Here is a 15351-nt window from a genome sequence, read left to right on the forward strand (position 1 = left end):
CTTCCTGGCCGCTCCGGCCGCGAGATCGTCCATCGGCTTCCTCCCTTGTATGAACCTACGTCTCTGTCGGCGGCCTTTTCCAGCTCATCCGATCAGACCTTGAATTGCGCCTGCCAAGCCTCTTCTTCTCCCGGCGGCGGCAGGCGTAGTCCACCCTCCATGACGTTCTCGAAGGACGTCTCGATGATCCCGATCATGACGCCTGTGACCCTGCTCAGAAGGTTTGTATAGTCCGTCATCATCCCAAAACGGACTTCGGCCGAGCGGCCGGCCGCATCCGGATGTGGAGGCGGATCGCCGACGACAGGCGACCGTTCTGAAATACGTTCTCTTGCAGGACCTCGTCAAACTGGACCTGGACGAAGAGGGCTAGGCCGCCGGTCGCCTCGCAATGGATGCGGGTGATCTCGTCAACGATCTCCTGCTTCATGTCGGACGTGATCAATCCGACGGGGGCGATGCAGTGATAGAACGGCATGATGGGTTCTCACAAAAAGGGACCTGGATTTGCGAACTATGCGGCCGCGTTCTCATCCGGCGACCAGTCTGCGACCCACTTACCGTCTCGGTAGATCTCCGCGCCGACGTGCGGCGTGAACTCCACCAGCACCCAGCGGCGAGGAACTTCCAGGACCGCTGAACACGCATCGACGATACCGTCGGCGAGTTTCAATCTGAAGTCGTCGGGACGTCCGGCGCGAAATTCGACGAGCACCATGACGATAGGTTCTAGGCCGTCGGGACCGAGGTGGAAAAGGTTGTCCTCACCGAGCTCGGCGATGCCGATGTTCGGTCGCCAGCTCTGGGTCTTCATGATGTCGGCGTAGAGATGACAGAGGCGGGTCCCAAGCTCGCGCTTCTTAGCGGGCGGGTATCGGCCGGGCAGATCGAGATGCAGATAAGGCATGATGTCTTCCATGAAGAATGGACATATCATTCCCATTATTTATTTGACCGGTCAACTATCTGGTGGACGTATGCGCTTGTGGGTGGCCATGATGCTTGGGAGCCCGCCACGAACGGCTTCTCCGGAGGCGGTTGCGGAGCATCGAAAGGCTACGATTATGCCTAGCGAGCCCAGCCCACGCGCTCCGGCTCAGGCCTCGTCGTGACCATGTCAGATCGCGCCTTTTTCCCCGGCGCACAAAAGTCCTGACGTTCGCAACATATATAGGGCCGTCCGACTCACTTGCATTATGAAAGTTAATTTGATAAGTTGGCGACATGAAACATAAGACCTTCGAGAACATGCAGTGCCCCCTCGCCCGCGGCCTCGAGCGCGTTGGCGACTGGTGGAACATCCTCATCCTCCGCGACGCGTTTTACGGCCTGAAGCGCTTCGACGAGTTCCAGGAGAGCCTCGGGATAGCGACGAGCACCCTGACGAGGCGTCTCGACGACATGGTTGCGTCTGGCATGTTGGAGAGGCGGCTCTATTGCGAGAGGCCACCGCGTCACGAATACGTGGTGACCGACCTTGCCCGGGACTTTCGGCCCGTCATGTTGGCGATGCTCGCGTGGGGCAACAGGCACTTCGCTCCGGAGGGGCGAAGCGTGGAACTCACGGATGCGGACACCGGCGTCGCGCTTGATCCCATCGTCGTCGACCGCACGACCGGTCGTCCCCTCACCAGAGTGAAGGTCGTTGCCGGTCCCGCCGCGGGTGATGCGCTGCGCCGCCGGTTCGCCCGCATGGACAGGGTCGCATGAGCACCGTCGTCGTCGATGGCTCGGCGCCGGCCAGGGCCCGTCCGCTAGGCCGCGTGATCAAGCGCGGCGTGATATTTATCATCGCCATCGGCGTCATTGTATACGCCGCCGACTTCGGTCGCAGATGGTGGACGGTCGGCCGCTTCATCGAGAGCACGGACGACGCCTACGTCGGCGGCGACGTAACCGCTATCTCGCCGCACGTCGCCGGCTTCGTCGCGGGCGTCGCGGTAACCGACAATCAGCGCGTCTCCGCTGGCGAGCTCCTGTTGCGGCTCGACAACCGCGACATGGTCGCAGCGCTTGATCATTCGAAGGCAATCGAGCGCGAACGGCGCGCCACTCTGCTCGGCTTCGAGGCCCGCAAGCTCCTGCAGACTTCCATCATTGCCGGCGCGGACGCCGATCTCGACGCGAAGGGGGCCCAATCGATCTTCGCCTTGAAGGACGCGGACCGGTACAACAGCTTGGCGAACACGACCGCTGTGACGCGTCAGGAGACGGAGCGCGCACTGTCGCTTGGCAAGGCAGCCAAGGCAGTCGTAGCTTCCGCGCAGGCGTCCCTAGACGGCGCCAAGCAGCAGCTAGCCGTCCTGGAGGCGCAGATCGACGAGGCCAAAGCCGAAGTGGCTCAAGCCGAGGCCGATGTGCGCACGGCCGAGCTCAACGTGAGCTACACGGAGCTGCGCGCACCCGTCGACGGCTACGTCGGCAACCGCGCCGCCCGCGTCGGCATGTATTCGACCATCGGCACGTACATGCTCAGCGTCGTGCCGGCCCGTGGCCTCTGGGTCGATGCCAACTTCAAGGAGGATCAGCTCGCCCACATGCGGCTCGGCGACGCCGCGACCATCATTGCCGACGTCGCCCCTGATCTTGAGATCCACGGCCACATCGTCAGTCTCGCCCCCGGCACCGGCGCCATCTTCAGCGTCATCCCGCCCGAGAACGCGACCGGCAACTTCACCAAGATCGTGCAGCGCGTTCCCGTGCGTATCGCTCTCGACGCCGACGACGGAGCGCTGGGGCGTCTCCGTCCCGGACTCTCCACGACGGTCAGCATCGATACGCGGCGCGCGCCATGAGCGCCGCGAGCGACGCGCCGCAGCCGAGCGTGCTGCGCTCCCTGCTGCCGTTCGTCGTGATGTGCTTCGGCATGTTCATCGCACTCCTCGACATCCAGATCGTCGCCTCGTCCCTGCAGGACATCGGCGGCGGACTTTCCGCCTCGCAGGACGACATCAGCTGGGTCCAGACGGCCTATCTCATCGCCGAGATTGTCATGATCCCGCTCTCGGGCTGGCTCACCCGCGTGTTCTCCACGCGTTGGCTGTTCACCATTTCGGCGGCGGGGTTCACGATCGCCAGCATGCTCTGCGGCCTCGCCTGGAACATCGAGAGCATGATCGTCTTCCGCGCGCTGCAAGGCATGCTCGGCGCCTCCATGATCCCGACCGTGTTCACCTCGTCGTTCCACTTCTTCAAAGGGCCGGCGCGCATGTATGCCGCAGCGGTCATCGGTACGATCGCCTCGGTCGCCCCGACGCTCGGGCCCGTGATCGGCGGCTACATCACCGACACGCTCGACTGGCACTGGCTGTTCTTCGTCAACGTCGTGCCGGGCCTTGCCATCACGATCCTCGTCCCTCTCCTCGTGCGCATCGACGAGCCGGACGTAAAGCTGTTGCGTGGCGCCGACTACCTCGGCATCGCCCTCATGGCGGTGTTCCTCTCCACGCTCGAATACGTGTTGGAGGAGGGCACGCGCTGGAACTGGTTCGACGATGCGACGATCCGCGACTGCGCCTGGATCTCGGGTGTCGCTGGCATCCTCTTCATCACCCGCAGCCTGACCTTTTCGAACCCTGTCGTCGATCTTCGCGCGTTCGGCAACCGCAACTTCGCGATTGGCTGCATCCTATCCTTCATCACCGGCATCGGCATCTTCGCGACGATCTACCTGACGCCGCTGTTCCTCGGCTACGTCCGCGGCTACTCGGCCTGGCAGACGGGCACGGCCATCTTTTCGACCGGCGCCGCTTCGCTCGCCGGCGTCCCCCTGTACATCATTATGGCCAAGCGCTTCGACACCCGCTGGCTAATGATGGGTGGCCTGGCGATGTTCGGAACCGCGATGTTCACTTATAGTTGGATCACCCACGACTGGGGCGGTGATCAGCTGCTGCTGCCACAGATCCTGCGCGGCCTTCCGCAAGTCTTCGCCGTCGCTCCAAGCGTCACCCTTGGCCTCGGCAGCCTTTCCCCCGAGCGTCTGAAGTACGCCAGCGGTCTCTTCAACATGATGCGCAACCTCGGCGGTGCGGTCGGCATTGCGGCCTGCAGCGCCATCCTCAACAGCCGCACCAATTTCCACTTCGTCATGATCGCCTCGAACATGACGCCGGCGAACGGCCCGACGTCACGCTTTCTCGCGTCCACCCAGCACCGCTTCGCCGCGATGCCGGGCGCGCTCGACAACGGCCACGCGGCGGCGCTTAAGCAGCTTTTCGGGCTCGCGTTCCGCGAGGCTCGAACGCTCGCGTACGCCGACGCGTTCGACGCGATCATGGCCGCCTTCGTGGTTGCGACTCTGCTCGTGCCCTTCATGCGCGGCGTGAAGCCTTCGCCAGCGGTCGCCGCAGCGAGCCATTGAGGAAAGGGGATTGGGACCGCTCGCGTCGGTACCCGTCCCGACGCTTACCATAGGTCTGCATTTGCGGACGGCGACTTATCGACGGCGGTATGCAAAGTGGTTCTGACCGCCGATTTCCATGGGAACGAACATGATCAAGAACCTCTTCATCTCAGCGCGAGCGCCTGACCATGGCGCAAAATCCGACGACGCCAGGTCGCCGGGCTTCCGGCCCGCAAGGGCCTACGTCTCCTTCCGGAAGACCAACGTTCGAACCGGAAGGCTGACCTATGCCGACGGCTCTCGAGAGATGCAGGTCCATGAAGCTCAGTGACAGCCTGGAAATGCCACGCATGGCCTCGAAGCGATGTCATCGTCCGAATGGAAGCACCGGGGCCTTTTGGCACGCGTCGATTTTCCGTACGCGATCGGTATCATTATCTGCACCACTTCGCCGCCACGCGGCGGACGGGCGCGCGGTGAAGGAGGGCGGCGGTTTGGTTGGTTATAGGACGATGAGGACGCCCGTCATCCTTCTCGCTACCGCGTTGGTGACGACGACGCTTGCCGGATGCGAGGGCTTGGGAAGCGTCGGTCCCGATTTCGTCGGGCCGAAGTCCTTGCTGCCCGCGACGTCGTTCCTTGATACAGGCAAGCGCGTCGTCTCGCCGATCGCTATCACGAATGCCACGGTCAACGCGTCAAGCGACACCGAATGGTGGCGCCTCTTCCACGATCCCACCCTGACGTCGCTGGAGGCCCGCGTCGCTGGTCAGAACCTCGATGTGCGCACCGCGACGCTGCGGCTCGCGGAGAGTCGCGCCCAACGCGGCATCACCGCCGCGGCGGAACTGCCCACCCTGAACGGTTCCGGCCAGTACCAGCGTGAGAAGCTCAGCCAGAACAGCTATCTCAGCCTGCTCCCGGCCAGCCTCGGCGGCGCATCGGCCTTCGCCCAGCCGATCAGCAACTACTCGGTCGGCTTCGATGCGTCGTGGGAGCTCGACCTCTGGGGTCACGTGCGGCGCCAGGTCGAGGCCGCCGATGCGGATCTCGACGCTTCGGCGGAGCAGCGCCGCGACGCCCTCGTCTCCTCGTTGGCCGAAGTGGCGCGGGATTACGTCCGGCTCCGTGGGACGCAGGAGCTGATCCGAATCGCCAAGGACAATCTGCAGGTCAACAACGAGATCCTCGGCGTGACGAAGGTGCGGCAGCAGCAAGGCTTGACGACGGGCCTCGACACCGAGAGCGCCGCGGCTCAAGTCGCCTCCATCCAGGCGCAGCTTCCGCAGCTCGATCAGCAGCAGTCTCAGCAGATCAACGCGATCAGCCTACTGCTCGACGAGCCACCGCTCGGGCTGAGCGCCGAGCTGATGCCCGTCAGGCGGATCCCGCCGAACCCGCCGAGGGTGCCGGTCGGCATCCCGTCCGAGCTGGCGCGCCGCCGTCCGGACATCCGTATGGCCGAGGCGCAACTGCACGCGGCGACCGCGGACATCGGCGTGGCGGTCGCGGAGTTTTATCCGACCGTCCGTCTCAATGGCACGCCGACCTTGCAGGCCCTTGATGCCAAGAACATCTTCAAGGGTTCCTCGCTGCAGTATGTGATCGGACCGAGCGTGACGCTTCCGATCTTCGAGGGGGGGCGCCTCAAGTCGACGCTGGTCCTGCGCGAGCATCAGCAGCAGGAGGCCGCGATCAGCTACCACAAGACCGTGCTCCAGGCTTGGCACGACGTCGTCAACGCGATGACCTCCTATCGCACGGAGCAGGAACGTCGCGACCGCCTCAAGGATCAGGTCGAACATGCGCGGACGGCGCTCGGTCTTGCCCGGAACCGCTACGGCCAGGGCGTCGCGGAGTTCACGACGGTGCTCGACGATGCGCGCACCATGCTAGAGGCCGAGCAGCAGCTGGCGCAGAGCACGGCCGACGTATCGATCGATCTCATCGCCTTGTACAAGGCGCTCGGCGGCGGTTGGGAGATGACCTATCCGGATCTGAAAGCCGCGCCGGTCTTCGTCGCCGAGCGATGAGGATTCGCGCCATGTCGTGGCTTCCCGTAGTTGACCGACAGCCACATGAGGCGCGTGGCTCCATCGAAGTCCCGGATCGAAGCCGGCCAAGAGCGGCCGGATTCGAGGTTCTGAAGGGAAAGAGCCGGATCGACCAGCTCATGCTGTTGGCGTACTTCCGCCTCGAAGTGCACGCTCGTCCGATGCTGCGTGCATCCGCTGCCCCTATGCGGCCTGGCTGGTCTTGTCCCTGACCGACTTGCCGTTGATGCCCCAACCGCCCTCGACCGTCTCGCTGAGCGTGATCCAGGTCCGATCGAAGAGGTTCGGGTCGCCCGTCGTGTCGACGACGATCTGCGTGGCTTCGGCGATGAAGCCGCGCATCCGAAGCGTATCGAGACCACCGGGGTGATAGGTCGCGTGCACTCTCACGACCCTGGCCTGGCCCTGCGCGATGGTGTGAACCGACGTTATGGGCAGGCGATGGATGTACGCGGTGGAGATGCGCTGCACGAATTCCGGAGCGGGATCCCCGAAGCCCTCGTGCCGCACGAGGCAGGTGATTAGGCGCTTCGCGAGCTCCTGCTCCTTCTCGACAGAAATTATGCCTTCCGGAAGGTAGAGGTCGATGATGGGCATGGAACGTCTCCTATGATATTATGACGGACTTAATAGTGGATTATGACGGTTGTCATAGTCAAGGAGGAGGCATGGTAGCCAGGGCGAGGGAGCGGATGGTGGCGGGCGCCGCGGAGCTGCTTGCGCGAACGGGTGTCCAAGGGGCCACCTTCAGCGAGATCATCACCGCGACCGGTGCGCCCCGAGGCTCGATCTATCACCACTTTCCCGGCGGCAAGGACGAATTGCTGAAGGCGGCGATAGATCATCTCGCGTCCGAGGCCCTCAGACCGTTGGAAGGCCTTGAGGGATCGCCTGCTGAGGATGTCGCTCGGGCGTTCTTGGATCAGTGGCGCTCCATCCTGTTGCGGTCCCAGCTGCAGTCGGGCTGCGCGATCCTGGCCGTCACGGTGAGCAGCGGCTCGCCGGCGTTGATCGCCCAGGCGGCGGCGGCCTTCGCGAGCTGGCGGCGGCGGATGGCGATATTGTTGGAACTTGGCGGACTGAAGCGATCGCAGGCTGAGGGCTTCGCGGCCATGCTGATCGCTTCCACGCAAGGGGCCATGGTGTTCAGCCGCGCGGAGCGGAGCCTGGAACCCTTCGAGACGGTTTGCGTCCAGTTGCTTGAACAACTCGGGACGCTTCTTTCAAGGATTGAGCCCATGTGAGCGAAACTGAAGGCGATCAGGTCCGGCCGATGCCTCCCGCGCCCGCGGCTCCGGAGCAATGTGCTCCGACGACTTTGCTGCCCGCGCTTCCTTGGTTTCGGGCGACCCTTGCATGCTTCGCCCACGGCATCCGCCGCCGCAGGTCGCACCAAATGTGACTTGCATAACGAAAGTTACGTCTTTAGTTTCGAGTTCTGGCCTTGCGGCCCTTCTTGGGTCGTGAACGGAGGACGCGACGCAAATGGACAAGGTCATACCTCGCGGTACCATTGAAGATCGCCGGATCGGAAACGGCGAAGACCTCTCACCTGAGGGTTTCGCGGCCTTGTCGGGCCTTGACTGGCTTCGCGGTTTATTGGACGGCCGCTATGCGCCGCCGCCATTCAGCGTGATTGCGGACGTAGAACCGCTTTCGGTTGAGAAGGGCAGGATCGTTTTCGCCGGCACCCCGGCCAGCCGCTTCTACAATCCGATGGGGATCGTCCATGGCGGATGGATGGGACTGCTGCTCGACACCGCGATGGCCTGCTCCGTTCACTCCGCGCTTCCAGCCGGCAAGGCTTACGCCACCTTGGAGATGAAGATCGTCTTCGTGCGGGCCGTTCGCGAAGATAGCGGCCCCCTCACCGCGGAAGGCAACCTGCTGCACATAGGCAGCAGGACGGCCAGCGCAGAAGGCAAGATCTATGACAGCAAGAGACGTTTGGTAGCACACGGTTCGGAGACGTGCATGATCTGGGATGTGCGCGACCGGTCTTGACCGTCGACGTGCCTTGGGAGGTTGGGGTCTGTCTTTAGACTTGAGGCGGCATGGACCAAATGCAGGGCGTGCTGGAACGGTGGATTACGGATGAATGAAGTCGAGAAATTCGATGAATGTAGCAATGGAGCGTTGAGAAAGGCGACCCGGCACGTCGGGCTGCTCTTCGACGACACCATAAGGGTCTGCGGTCTTCGGGCTTCCCAGCGAATCCTCCTCGATCAGGTCGCGGTTTTGCAGCATCCGACGATTAAGCAGCTCGCCACCGCGCTGGTCATGGACCGTTCGGCGCTCGGCCACACGTTGCAGCCCCTCGTGCGCACCGGTCTCGTGCGTCTCGCGGTGCACGAGACCGATCGTCGGAGCAAGCGCGTCTCGTTGACGAGCCTGGGAAAGGCGAAGCTCGAGGGTTCCAGGACCCTCTGGGGCGTTGCGCAGTCGCGATTCGTTGTCGCGCTGGGTAAGGAGAAGGCGCAGCAACTCCGCGATATCCTAGACGTGGTCGCGTCACCCTCGTTCGCTGACGCTTTCCGCGGATTCCGGCCCGACTAGAGCATCGGACCCCAACGCCAATTGTCAAACTTTCGCTTTTTTGGCTGCCTCCTCGCTATTCGAGTTGAACCACGGGCGCGAACTGTTCCTTGGATCTGCGTAAACGTGTCTTCGGGTTCGCAGTAGGGTTGCAGCCTGTCAACGGCAGCCCGCGCGCAGACGAACTCTCGATCGGTAACCAAGGTGCCGGCTCTCGGCTTCCTTCGTGCCCGCGATCAGTACAGCACGTCGGTCAAGCGCGGGCCGCGTGGACTATGCGGTCGCGGAATCTGAGACCTCTGGCGCAAACGACCCGAGTGTAAGGTTGATCGGAGTTGCACCAACCTCGGAGAAATTTCCTGCAATCGGGAACGAGATCCACCGCGCTCGCTCGCGCGGACATGCGCGAGCAACCTCCGCTGTTCAGGAAACATCAGCCACATTTACATATGCGCCATGGTCCCCTTGTAGCAGATAATCGACAAGGCCTTCGGCGAAGTCTGCATCTGCAGGGGCGCCAAACAGTGCCCGCATGTACAGTGGCGCCAGGAGATGATCTGTAACTTCAAGCGGATTTAGATTGACTTCGCCGCGCATCCGAGCGCGCTCCAGCATCGCGTCGATCTGTTGGAGACGGGTCCTCAGGGCTCGAGCACGGCCGACGGCTTCCTTATCAGAGCGCGGCACCGCTCCGACGTAGACCCGGAAAAATATCGATTTTTGTGGATCGGATAGGGTCGCTGCAATAGTTCGCGCCCAAGCGCGCAGATCTTCGCGGAGCGAGCCGGTGTCTGGGAGCGGCGCCTCCCGCGTCAGAGCACCGACAGCAACCTCCGTCAGGAGGCTCCGAGCATCGCCCCAGCGTCGGTAAAGGCTGGTCGCTGCAACGCCGGCTTTTCCAGCAATCTCCACCATCGATATAGCGCCAGGATCCTTCTCTTCCAGCAGCGCTTCGACGGCCGCGAACACGAGCGCGCGGGTCCGGGCTGTTCGGCCACCAGGCCGCGTCTTGCGCATTGATCTTCCTTAATGCTAATTAATTTGCATTAGAGCGGTTTCGAACACAAGGATGGCAGCGCGATCCTTGATATGGAGGAGTATCTTGAAAGACCGGAAATCCTCCTTTAAGGCGATCCATCCTATTTCTCGCAACCTCGGCAAGACACTGCTTTCTAAGGGTGATGCGCAGTTCTGGTTCGAAACGCTACGCATGTTCGGCGCGGAGGAATACGGCGGCGCTTCGTTCGGCGAGGTTCTTGTGACTTGCGCCCAGATCAAAGCCGGCGACTACGATAGTTGGCACGACGGCTGGAATAGCATCGCCGACCGCGTCGCGGCTGCAGGCGACGCACAGCTAGCCAAAGGCCACGAAATCAGCGCACGCGACAGTTATTTGCGCGCCTCGAATTATTATCGCTGCGCCGAGTTTTTCCTGCACGCCAATGCAGAGGATCGGGTCATAGGCGCTTATCACCGGTCAGTGGCCTGCTACAAGGCAGCGGCCAAGCTCTTTGATCCCCCGATCGAACCAGTCGAAATCCCGTATGAGCACACGATTCTGCCTGGATATCTGCACTGGGTCGATACGTCAAAGCAACTACGCCCGCTACTGATCGTGCACACCGGCTTCGACGGCTCGGCCGAGGAGAACCATTGGCTCGGCGGCGTCCGCGCGGCGGTAGAGCGAGGCTACAATGTGCTGAGCTTTGACGGACCCGGACAATTCGGCCCGATTCACCGGGAGGGCCTGACCTTCCGCCCGGACTGGGAGAATGTCGTGACACCCGTGGTCGATTTCGCCCTAACCCAGCGAGGGGTCGATCCAAATCGGATCGCTTTGATGGGGATCAGTATGGGTGGCGAGCTAGCGCCTCGCGCCGCCGCCTTCGAACCACGCCTCGCTGCGCTTATCGCCAACGACGGCCTCTACGACTATGCGGCGCCCTATTTCGCTGCCGCACCTGAAATTCTTCGGCCGGCCCTCTTGGCGGCGGTAAAGGCAGGGCCGTCAACAGTTGTTGACCTGACGATTAAACAAGCAATGAAGATCTCGCCCACGGTGAGGTGGGCTATGATCTACGGCATGTACAGCTTCGGTGCCGCGAGCCCTAGTGCTTACGTTCACGCGGCACTCGACTATACTTTGGCAGACGGCGTTGCCGAACGCATCCGTTGTCCGACCCTGGTTTGCGACGCCGAGGGCGATCTTTTCTTCAAAGGACAGCCACAGCAGCTCTTCGATCACCTGACTTGCAAGAAGACGCTGCTGACCTTCACTGATCAGGAAGGCGCCGGCGCTCATTGTCAGTTCGGCGCGCTACGCTTTGCCTTCGCTCGGATCTTCGATTGGCTCGATGAAACCCTGGAGCTCTGAAGGTTCGTTTATCACCTAAACTCGGCGAAACCGATCTGTTGCTAGGCTTTCTGGATGAAGACGCGACGTGTCTCGCCCGCTGCAATGCTTAGTGGAAGTACGGCTCGATTCGTAACCTGTGAAGCAGCGGTCTTCCGATATGGCAGAGTCCGCTATCTAATGCCTCGACATCGACTGACTCCCAAATCTCGCATTCGATCTTGCGAAGGCGGAGGTTGGCACGTCTATTCCGACTAGCCAAACCTCGCCGGGATCGTCACGCCCATGCGCCTCCACGCGTGGACTCAAGATGGATGGCGCTATCGTCTTCGCTCAAGCCCGGTTCTTGAGGGTTAACTCGTTGACGATCGAGATCAACTCGCTGGTCGTCCAGAGCGCGTTGGCAATGAACCTGAAGTTTACGATGGCAGCCAGGTACCCGTCGCCCTCGGGCAGCTTCGGCCCTGCGGTCGCATCGCGCACCACGACCACCTCGAAGCCCTGCTCGATCAGCTCGCGAAGATGCGACTCGATGCAGAGGTTGGCTGCCATGCCTGCGAGGATGATCTGCGAGACGCCCTGCTTGCGTAGCGAGAGCGCCAGGTCGTTCGTCTCCGGACCGAAGACCTTGTGGGGCGACGCGATGATCGTCTTGCCGTCATAGATGAAATGCTTGAACTCCTGCAGGAAGTCGGCACCCGACCCCTCGAAGTCCTCGAGCGTCAGCGGCCCCTTGCGATCGAACATACCGATCTTGTGCATCAGCTTCTCGAGCGGACCGCCGAACTTCCAGTGGTGATCGCAAGGATAGTAGTAGTGCGGGGAGACCGCGACCGTGATGCCGGCCTCCTTGGCGGCGACGAAGAGGCGACCGATGTTTCCGACGGTATCATGCTCGACGATGCTCGCCCCGAATACCGGCCAGCTCACGCCTTGCGGGCTCAGGAAGTCGATCTGCGGGTCGACGACGACCAGTGCGGCGCGCTTGAGATCCAGCGCGAAGCCCGTCGGTGGCAGCGCTGGATCGATTGGATCCGCGTACTTTCCGTCGATGCCTATTGGGGCATGGGTGTTGGCCGAGCTCGTCATTGAAGTCCTGTCCGGTTTGCTTGATGAGATCGCTGCGGGACGCGTGCTGCATCATGACCACTGTTGGGTAAGAGCCGCGGGGAACCGACGCCGCCGCCGACCACCCTAAAGTGACCAGTCACTTTGTAATGTCAAGCTGATCGCCGTGGGCCGCCATGTTCTTCCGGCAGACATCTTTCGAATGGAGGGAGGCTCGGCGCTGCCCGAGAGCTGATCGCATCCCCGTTCGAGGGCGCCGCCGCAGAAGCTGTTCGTCTCAAGGCATTGTGTCTTAGCTCGACTTTGCGCATTTTGACGAGGGCATGAATCGATTTTCGATCTGGCGGATTCCTGGTGCAGTCTTGAACTGCGCTGGAGGCGACAATCGTGGCTCTTGCCGATCCCCCGACCCGTCTGGCCGTATGGCTTGCCCCTTTCAGCACGGTGTTCACGTCTGTGACCTGGCTTCGCGTGTTGGTGCTGGTGAACGGCGCCATTCTGGCGCCGCATCGGCGAACTGTCAGCGCCGCGCTGCGGGCCATGGGACGCGACAATGACGGCAACTTCGCCCGCTATCACGCGGTGCTCAACCGCGCGCGATGGTCTGCGCTGGCTACATCGCGTATTCTGCTTGATCTGTTGATCGACCGGTTTGCCGGCGATGGTCCCATTGTCATCGGCCTCGACGACACGATCGAGCGGCGGTGGGGCGCCAAGATCAAGGCGCGCGGCATCTATCGGGATCCCGTGCGATCGAGCCATGGTCATTTCGTCAAGGCCAGCGGGTTGCGCTGGCTTTCGGCAATGCTGCTGGTGCCGCTCCCGTGGGCCGGGCGGGTTTGGGCCCTGCCATTTCTCACGATCCTCGTCCCCTCCCAACGATCGGCATCGGACCGTGGCACGAGGCATAAGACGCTGATCGATGGTGCGCGCCAGATGATCCTTCAGATCGCCCGTTGGCTTCCCGATCGCCGCATCGTCGTGGTCACCGACAGCGGCTTTTCCGCGATCGATCTGCTCGATGCGGTTCGCATGCGCGTCTGCATGGTCACGCGTCTTCGGCTCGACGCGCGTCTCTTCGCGCCGGCGCCAAAACGGAAGGCCGGCACGCTCGGCCGACCACGGCGCACTGGCGAGCGCCTGCCGACGCTGGCGCAACGCCTGGCCACCCACCGCACACGATGGCGATCTCTTGTCCTTGCCGACTGGTATGGCGGAACGGAACGCCGGGTCGAGATCGTCACGGGATGCGCGGTCTGGAGCCATCCCGGTCGGCCGATCGTTCCGCTGCGATGGCTGCTCGTGCGCGATCCGACCGGTACGTTCAAACCGCAGGCCTTTGTTTGCACCGCCCTCAGCGCTCCTCCCGTCGACATCCTGTCCTGGTTCGTCCGACGCTGGACGATCGAGGTGACCTTCGCCGAAGCGCGCCGCCATCTCGGGGTCGAAGCGCAGCGGCAATGGTCGGACATGGCGATCGCCCGCACGACCCCCGTGCTTCTCGGCCTCTTCGCGCTCGTCGCGATCTGGGCAGACGACATGCAACGGACGAGATCGATCGTCGTGCGATCCGCGGGTTGGTATCGAAAACAGACCATCACATTCAGCGACGCCCTGGCCGCCGTCCGACGCCAACTTTGGACCGACGACGCTTTATCGACATCGCCGCAAAGCCCAGAGATGATGAAAATACCGCGACACATCTACGAACGCATCACGGACATTGCATGCTACGCGACGTGAAAAGGCGCAAAGTCGAGCTGAGGCTGACTAAGCGAACCGGACCGCGCGTTCCCGCCATCCGCGGCCGGCCGCGACATCAATGGATCACCGTCGTGACGTTCACTGCTTCCTAGATGCAGGCTTCTTCAGCAGGCGCTTCAGCACGAGGGTCTCGAAGCGTTGATAGGGTAGGGCGCTCCTTAGGACCTTCCCGCGCATCGCCGCACCCTCCCACCCATCGATGAGTACGTCCGCAAGGGCCTTCACGTCGGTGCCGGTGGGCAGCTCGCCGTTCCGCCGTGACTCGCGCAGGCAATCGACGAGCGGTTGAGCCCAGCGTCCGAGCAATTCGGTGAGCTTCTCGCGGACGTCGGGACTATTGCTCGACAGTTCCAAGGAAAGGCTGCCCATGAGACATCCGAAGGTGAAACCATGGGTTTCGTGCTCACTGGCCAAGGCGCGGAAGAACGAGGCCACGCGTTCGTAGGTGGAGGCACCGCGATCGGACAGCAGCGGCCCGTGCGCCGCCTCGAGCCGCGACCAGTACTCCTCGAGCACCTCGACCGCGAAGGCATCCTTCGTCGCGAAGTAGTTGTAGAAGGATCCCTTCGGGATGCCAGCGGCGGCGGTGATGTCCTGAACAGCGCAGCTGTTGAAGCCCATGCTTTGCATGGTCTCTAGTCCTGCGACGAGCAGGCGGGCGCGGATGTCGGGGTCGGGTTGACGCGGCATGATTCGAGGTGACTGGTCACCTGCGAAAAGTCAAGGGATCAGGTTGACCTGATCACAGCGTAGATGCGGGAGCGGCGCGCATGAGCGGCCGTAAAACGGATGACACGGCTGCATCTGAAGCGGTTACCACCAGGGACGGGACTCAATCGGTGCCCGCCGATTTATGCGGCTGCCGCCTTGCATGAGGCCAGGCGCATGAGGTCGGAGCAGTTGCACTAAGCGCAGGCCCTCCTCGTTGACTGGCGGTCCCCCGCGCGGCGTTCCGTCCGATAATCTAGGAGTCTTAATTGTTCGGCCGGCATGGGGGATTGTACCTCTATTAGTGAACGCAAGACTGCAAATGGCATGAGCAACCCCGTGATAGGCGTGTCCGCAAAGGAGACGCGTCTGACCGTCTCCGTCTCCGCTAGCGCGACGGCGACGGCTATCGCAGCGGTCATCGTTGTCGCAATGATCGCGCACGCCGACAGCCGCTATAACCGACCACTCCAGATGACCGTGTTCGCGGAGACGTCGCGGCGGTCGGGAGCGACGTCTTCGCC

The 15351-nt window shown here is 62.5% G+C and carries 17 protein-coding genes; 9 read left to right on the forward strand and 8 right to left on the reverse strand.

Annotated elements, in window-relative coordinates; translation table 11 throughout:
* Positions 1-92: 92 nt before the first annotated feature.
* Genes GSQ79_RS03475 through GSQ79_RS03485 form a run of 3 tightly spaced genes read right to left on the reverse strand, consistent with a single transcriptional unit; the run spans position 93 to position 919 of the window.
* Complete coding sequence (locus GSQ79_RS03475) at positions 93-239, reverse strand: hypothetical protein (RefSeq protein ID WP_158807347.1); 147 nt, start codon at positions 237-239, stop codon at positions 93-95.
* Positions 239-478 (reverse strand): tautomerase family protein, encoded by a 240-nt coding sequence (locus tag GSQ79_RS03480; RefSeq protein WP_158807348.1) that lies wholly within the window; start codon positions 476-478, stop codon positions 239-241. Before GSQ79_RS03480 ends, GSQ79_RS03475 begins: the two co-directional genes overlap by 1 nt.
* Positions 479-514: 36 nt before the next feature.
* The gene (locus tag GSQ79_RS03485) at positions 515-919 is read right to left on the reverse strand and encodes a hypothetical protein (RefSeq protein ID WP_158807349.1); all 405 of its coding nucleotides are present in this window, start codon (positions 917-919) and stop codon (positions 515-517) included.
* A gap of 305 nt (positions 920-1224) precedes the next feature.
* Between GSQ79_RS03485 and GSQ79_RS03490 the strand changes: the two genes are divergently transcribed.
* The 4 genes from GSQ79_RS03490 (at position 1225) to GSQ79_RS03505 (ending at position 6378) form a co-directional block, all read left to right on the forward strand.
* Positions 1225-1710 carry a helix-turn-helix domain-containing protein gene (locus tag GSQ79_RS03490; RefSeq protein WP_158807350.1) on the forward strand — a complete coding sequence of 162 codons (486 nt, stop codon included), beginning with the start codon at positions 1225-1227 and terminating at the stop codon, positions 1708-1710.
* Entirely contained in the window at positions 1707-2795 is a 1089-nt protein-coding gene (locus tag GSQ79_RS03495; RefSeq protein WP_158807351.1) for an HlyD family secretion protein, read from the forward strand. Before GSQ79_RS03490 ends, GSQ79_RS03495 begins: the two co-directional genes overlap by 4 nt.
* Positions 2792-4363 carry a DHA2 family efflux MFS transporter permease subunit gene (locus GSQ79_RS03500; RefSeq protein WP_158807352.1) on the forward strand — a complete coding sequence of 524 codons (1572 nt, stop codon included), beginning with the start codon at positions 2792-2794 and terminating at the stop codon, positions 4361-4363. The genes GSQ79_RS03495 and GSQ79_RS03500 overlap by 4 nt, the downstream gene beginning before the upstream one ends.
* A 494-nt stretch (positions 4364-4857) precedes the next feature.
* Positions 4858-6378, forward strand: coding sequence for an efflux transporter outer membrane subunit (locus GSQ79_RS03505; protein ID WP_158807353.1), 1521 nt, complete (start codon positions 4858-4860; stop codon positions 6376-6378).
* A gap of 204 nt (positions 6379-6582) precedes the next feature.
* Here GSQ79_RS03505 and GSQ79_RS03510 read toward each other — a convergent pair whose 3' ends face one another.
* Positions 6583-6996, reverse strand: coding sequence for a hypothetical protein (locus tag GSQ79_RS03510; protein WP_158807354.1), 414 nt, complete (start codon positions 6994-6996; stop codon positions 6583-6585).
* 98 nt (positions 6997-7094) lie between these two features.
* Between GSQ79_RS03510 and GSQ79_RS03515 the strand changes: the two genes are divergently transcribed.
* Positions 7095-7643 (forward strand): TetR/AcrR family transcriptional regulator, encoded by a 549-nt coding sequence (locus tag GSQ79_RS03515; RefSeq protein ID WP_210253000.1) that lies wholly within the window; start codon positions 7095-7097, stop codon positions 7641-7643.
* A 241-nt stretch (positions 7644-7884) separates the two neighbouring features.
* Entirely contained in the window at positions 7885-8403 is a 519-nt protein-coding gene (locus GSQ79_RS03520) for a PaaI family thioesterase (protein WP_158807355.1), read from the forward strand.
* Between the two features lie 84 nt (positions 8404-8487).
* Here the strand turns inward: GSQ79_RS03520 and GSQ79_RS29285 are convergent, their stop codons facing one another.
* Complete coding sequence (locus tag GSQ79_RS29285; protein WP_246725080.1) at positions 8488-8883, reverse strand: hypothetical protein; 396 nt, start codon at positions 8881-8883, stop codon at positions 8488-8490.
* A 474-nt stretch (positions 8884-9357) separates the two neighbouring features.
* Positions 9358-9951 carry a TetR/AcrR family transcriptional regulator C-terminal ligand-binding domain-containing protein gene (locus GSQ79_RS03530; RefSeq protein ID WP_158807357.1) on the reverse strand — a complete coding sequence of 198 codons (594 nt, stop codon included), beginning with the start codon at positions 9949-9951 and terminating at the stop codon, positions 9358-9360.
* An 85-nt stretch (positions 9952-10036) separates the two neighbouring features.
* Here GSQ79_RS03530 and GSQ79_RS03535 point away from each other — a divergent pair, with 85 nt between their 5' ends.
* Positions 10037-11308, forward strand: coding sequence for a S9 family peptidase (locus tag GSQ79_RS03535; protein WP_246725081.1), 1272 nt, complete (start codon positions 10037-10039; stop codon positions 11306-11308).
* Positions 11309-11620: 312 nt separating this feature from the next.
* On the opposite strand, the gene GSQ79_RS03540 is transcribed toward GSQ79_RS03535, so the two are convergent.
* Entirely contained in the window at positions 11621-12340 is a 720-nt protein-coding gene (locus tag GSQ79_RS03540; RefSeq protein WP_246725082.1) for a cysteine hydrolase, read from the reverse strand.
* Between the two features lie 402 nt (positions 12341-12742).
* Here GSQ79_RS03540 and GSQ79_RS03545 point away from each other — a divergent pair, with 402 nt between their 5' ends.
* A complete protein-coding gene (locus GSQ79_RS03545) occupies positions 12743-14098 on the forward strand; it encodes a transposase (RefSeq protein WP_210253001.1) in 1356 nt (451 codons plus the stop codon).
* 99 nt (positions 14099-14197) lie between these two features.
* Here the strand turns inward: GSQ79_RS03545 and GSQ79_RS03550 are convergent, their stop codons facing one another.
* A complete protein-coding gene (locus GSQ79_RS03550; RefSeq protein WP_158807360.1) occupies positions 14198-14809 on the reverse strand; it encodes a TetR/AcrR family transcriptional regulator in 612 nt (203 codons plus the stop codon).
* A gap of 345 nt (positions 14810-15154) precedes the next feature.
* Here GSQ79_RS03550 and GSQ79_RS28885 point away from each other — a divergent pair.
* Positions 15155-15351, forward strand: a 197-nt coding sequence (locus GSQ79_RS28885; RefSeq protein WP_210253002.1) for a hypothetical protein, incomplete at its 3' end; no start/stop codon positions are given.

Source organism: Beijerinckia sp. L45, from assembly GCF_009765775.1.
Lineage (GTDB): Bacteria > Pseudomonadota > Alphaproteobacteria > Rhizobiales > Beijerinckiaceae > RH-AL1.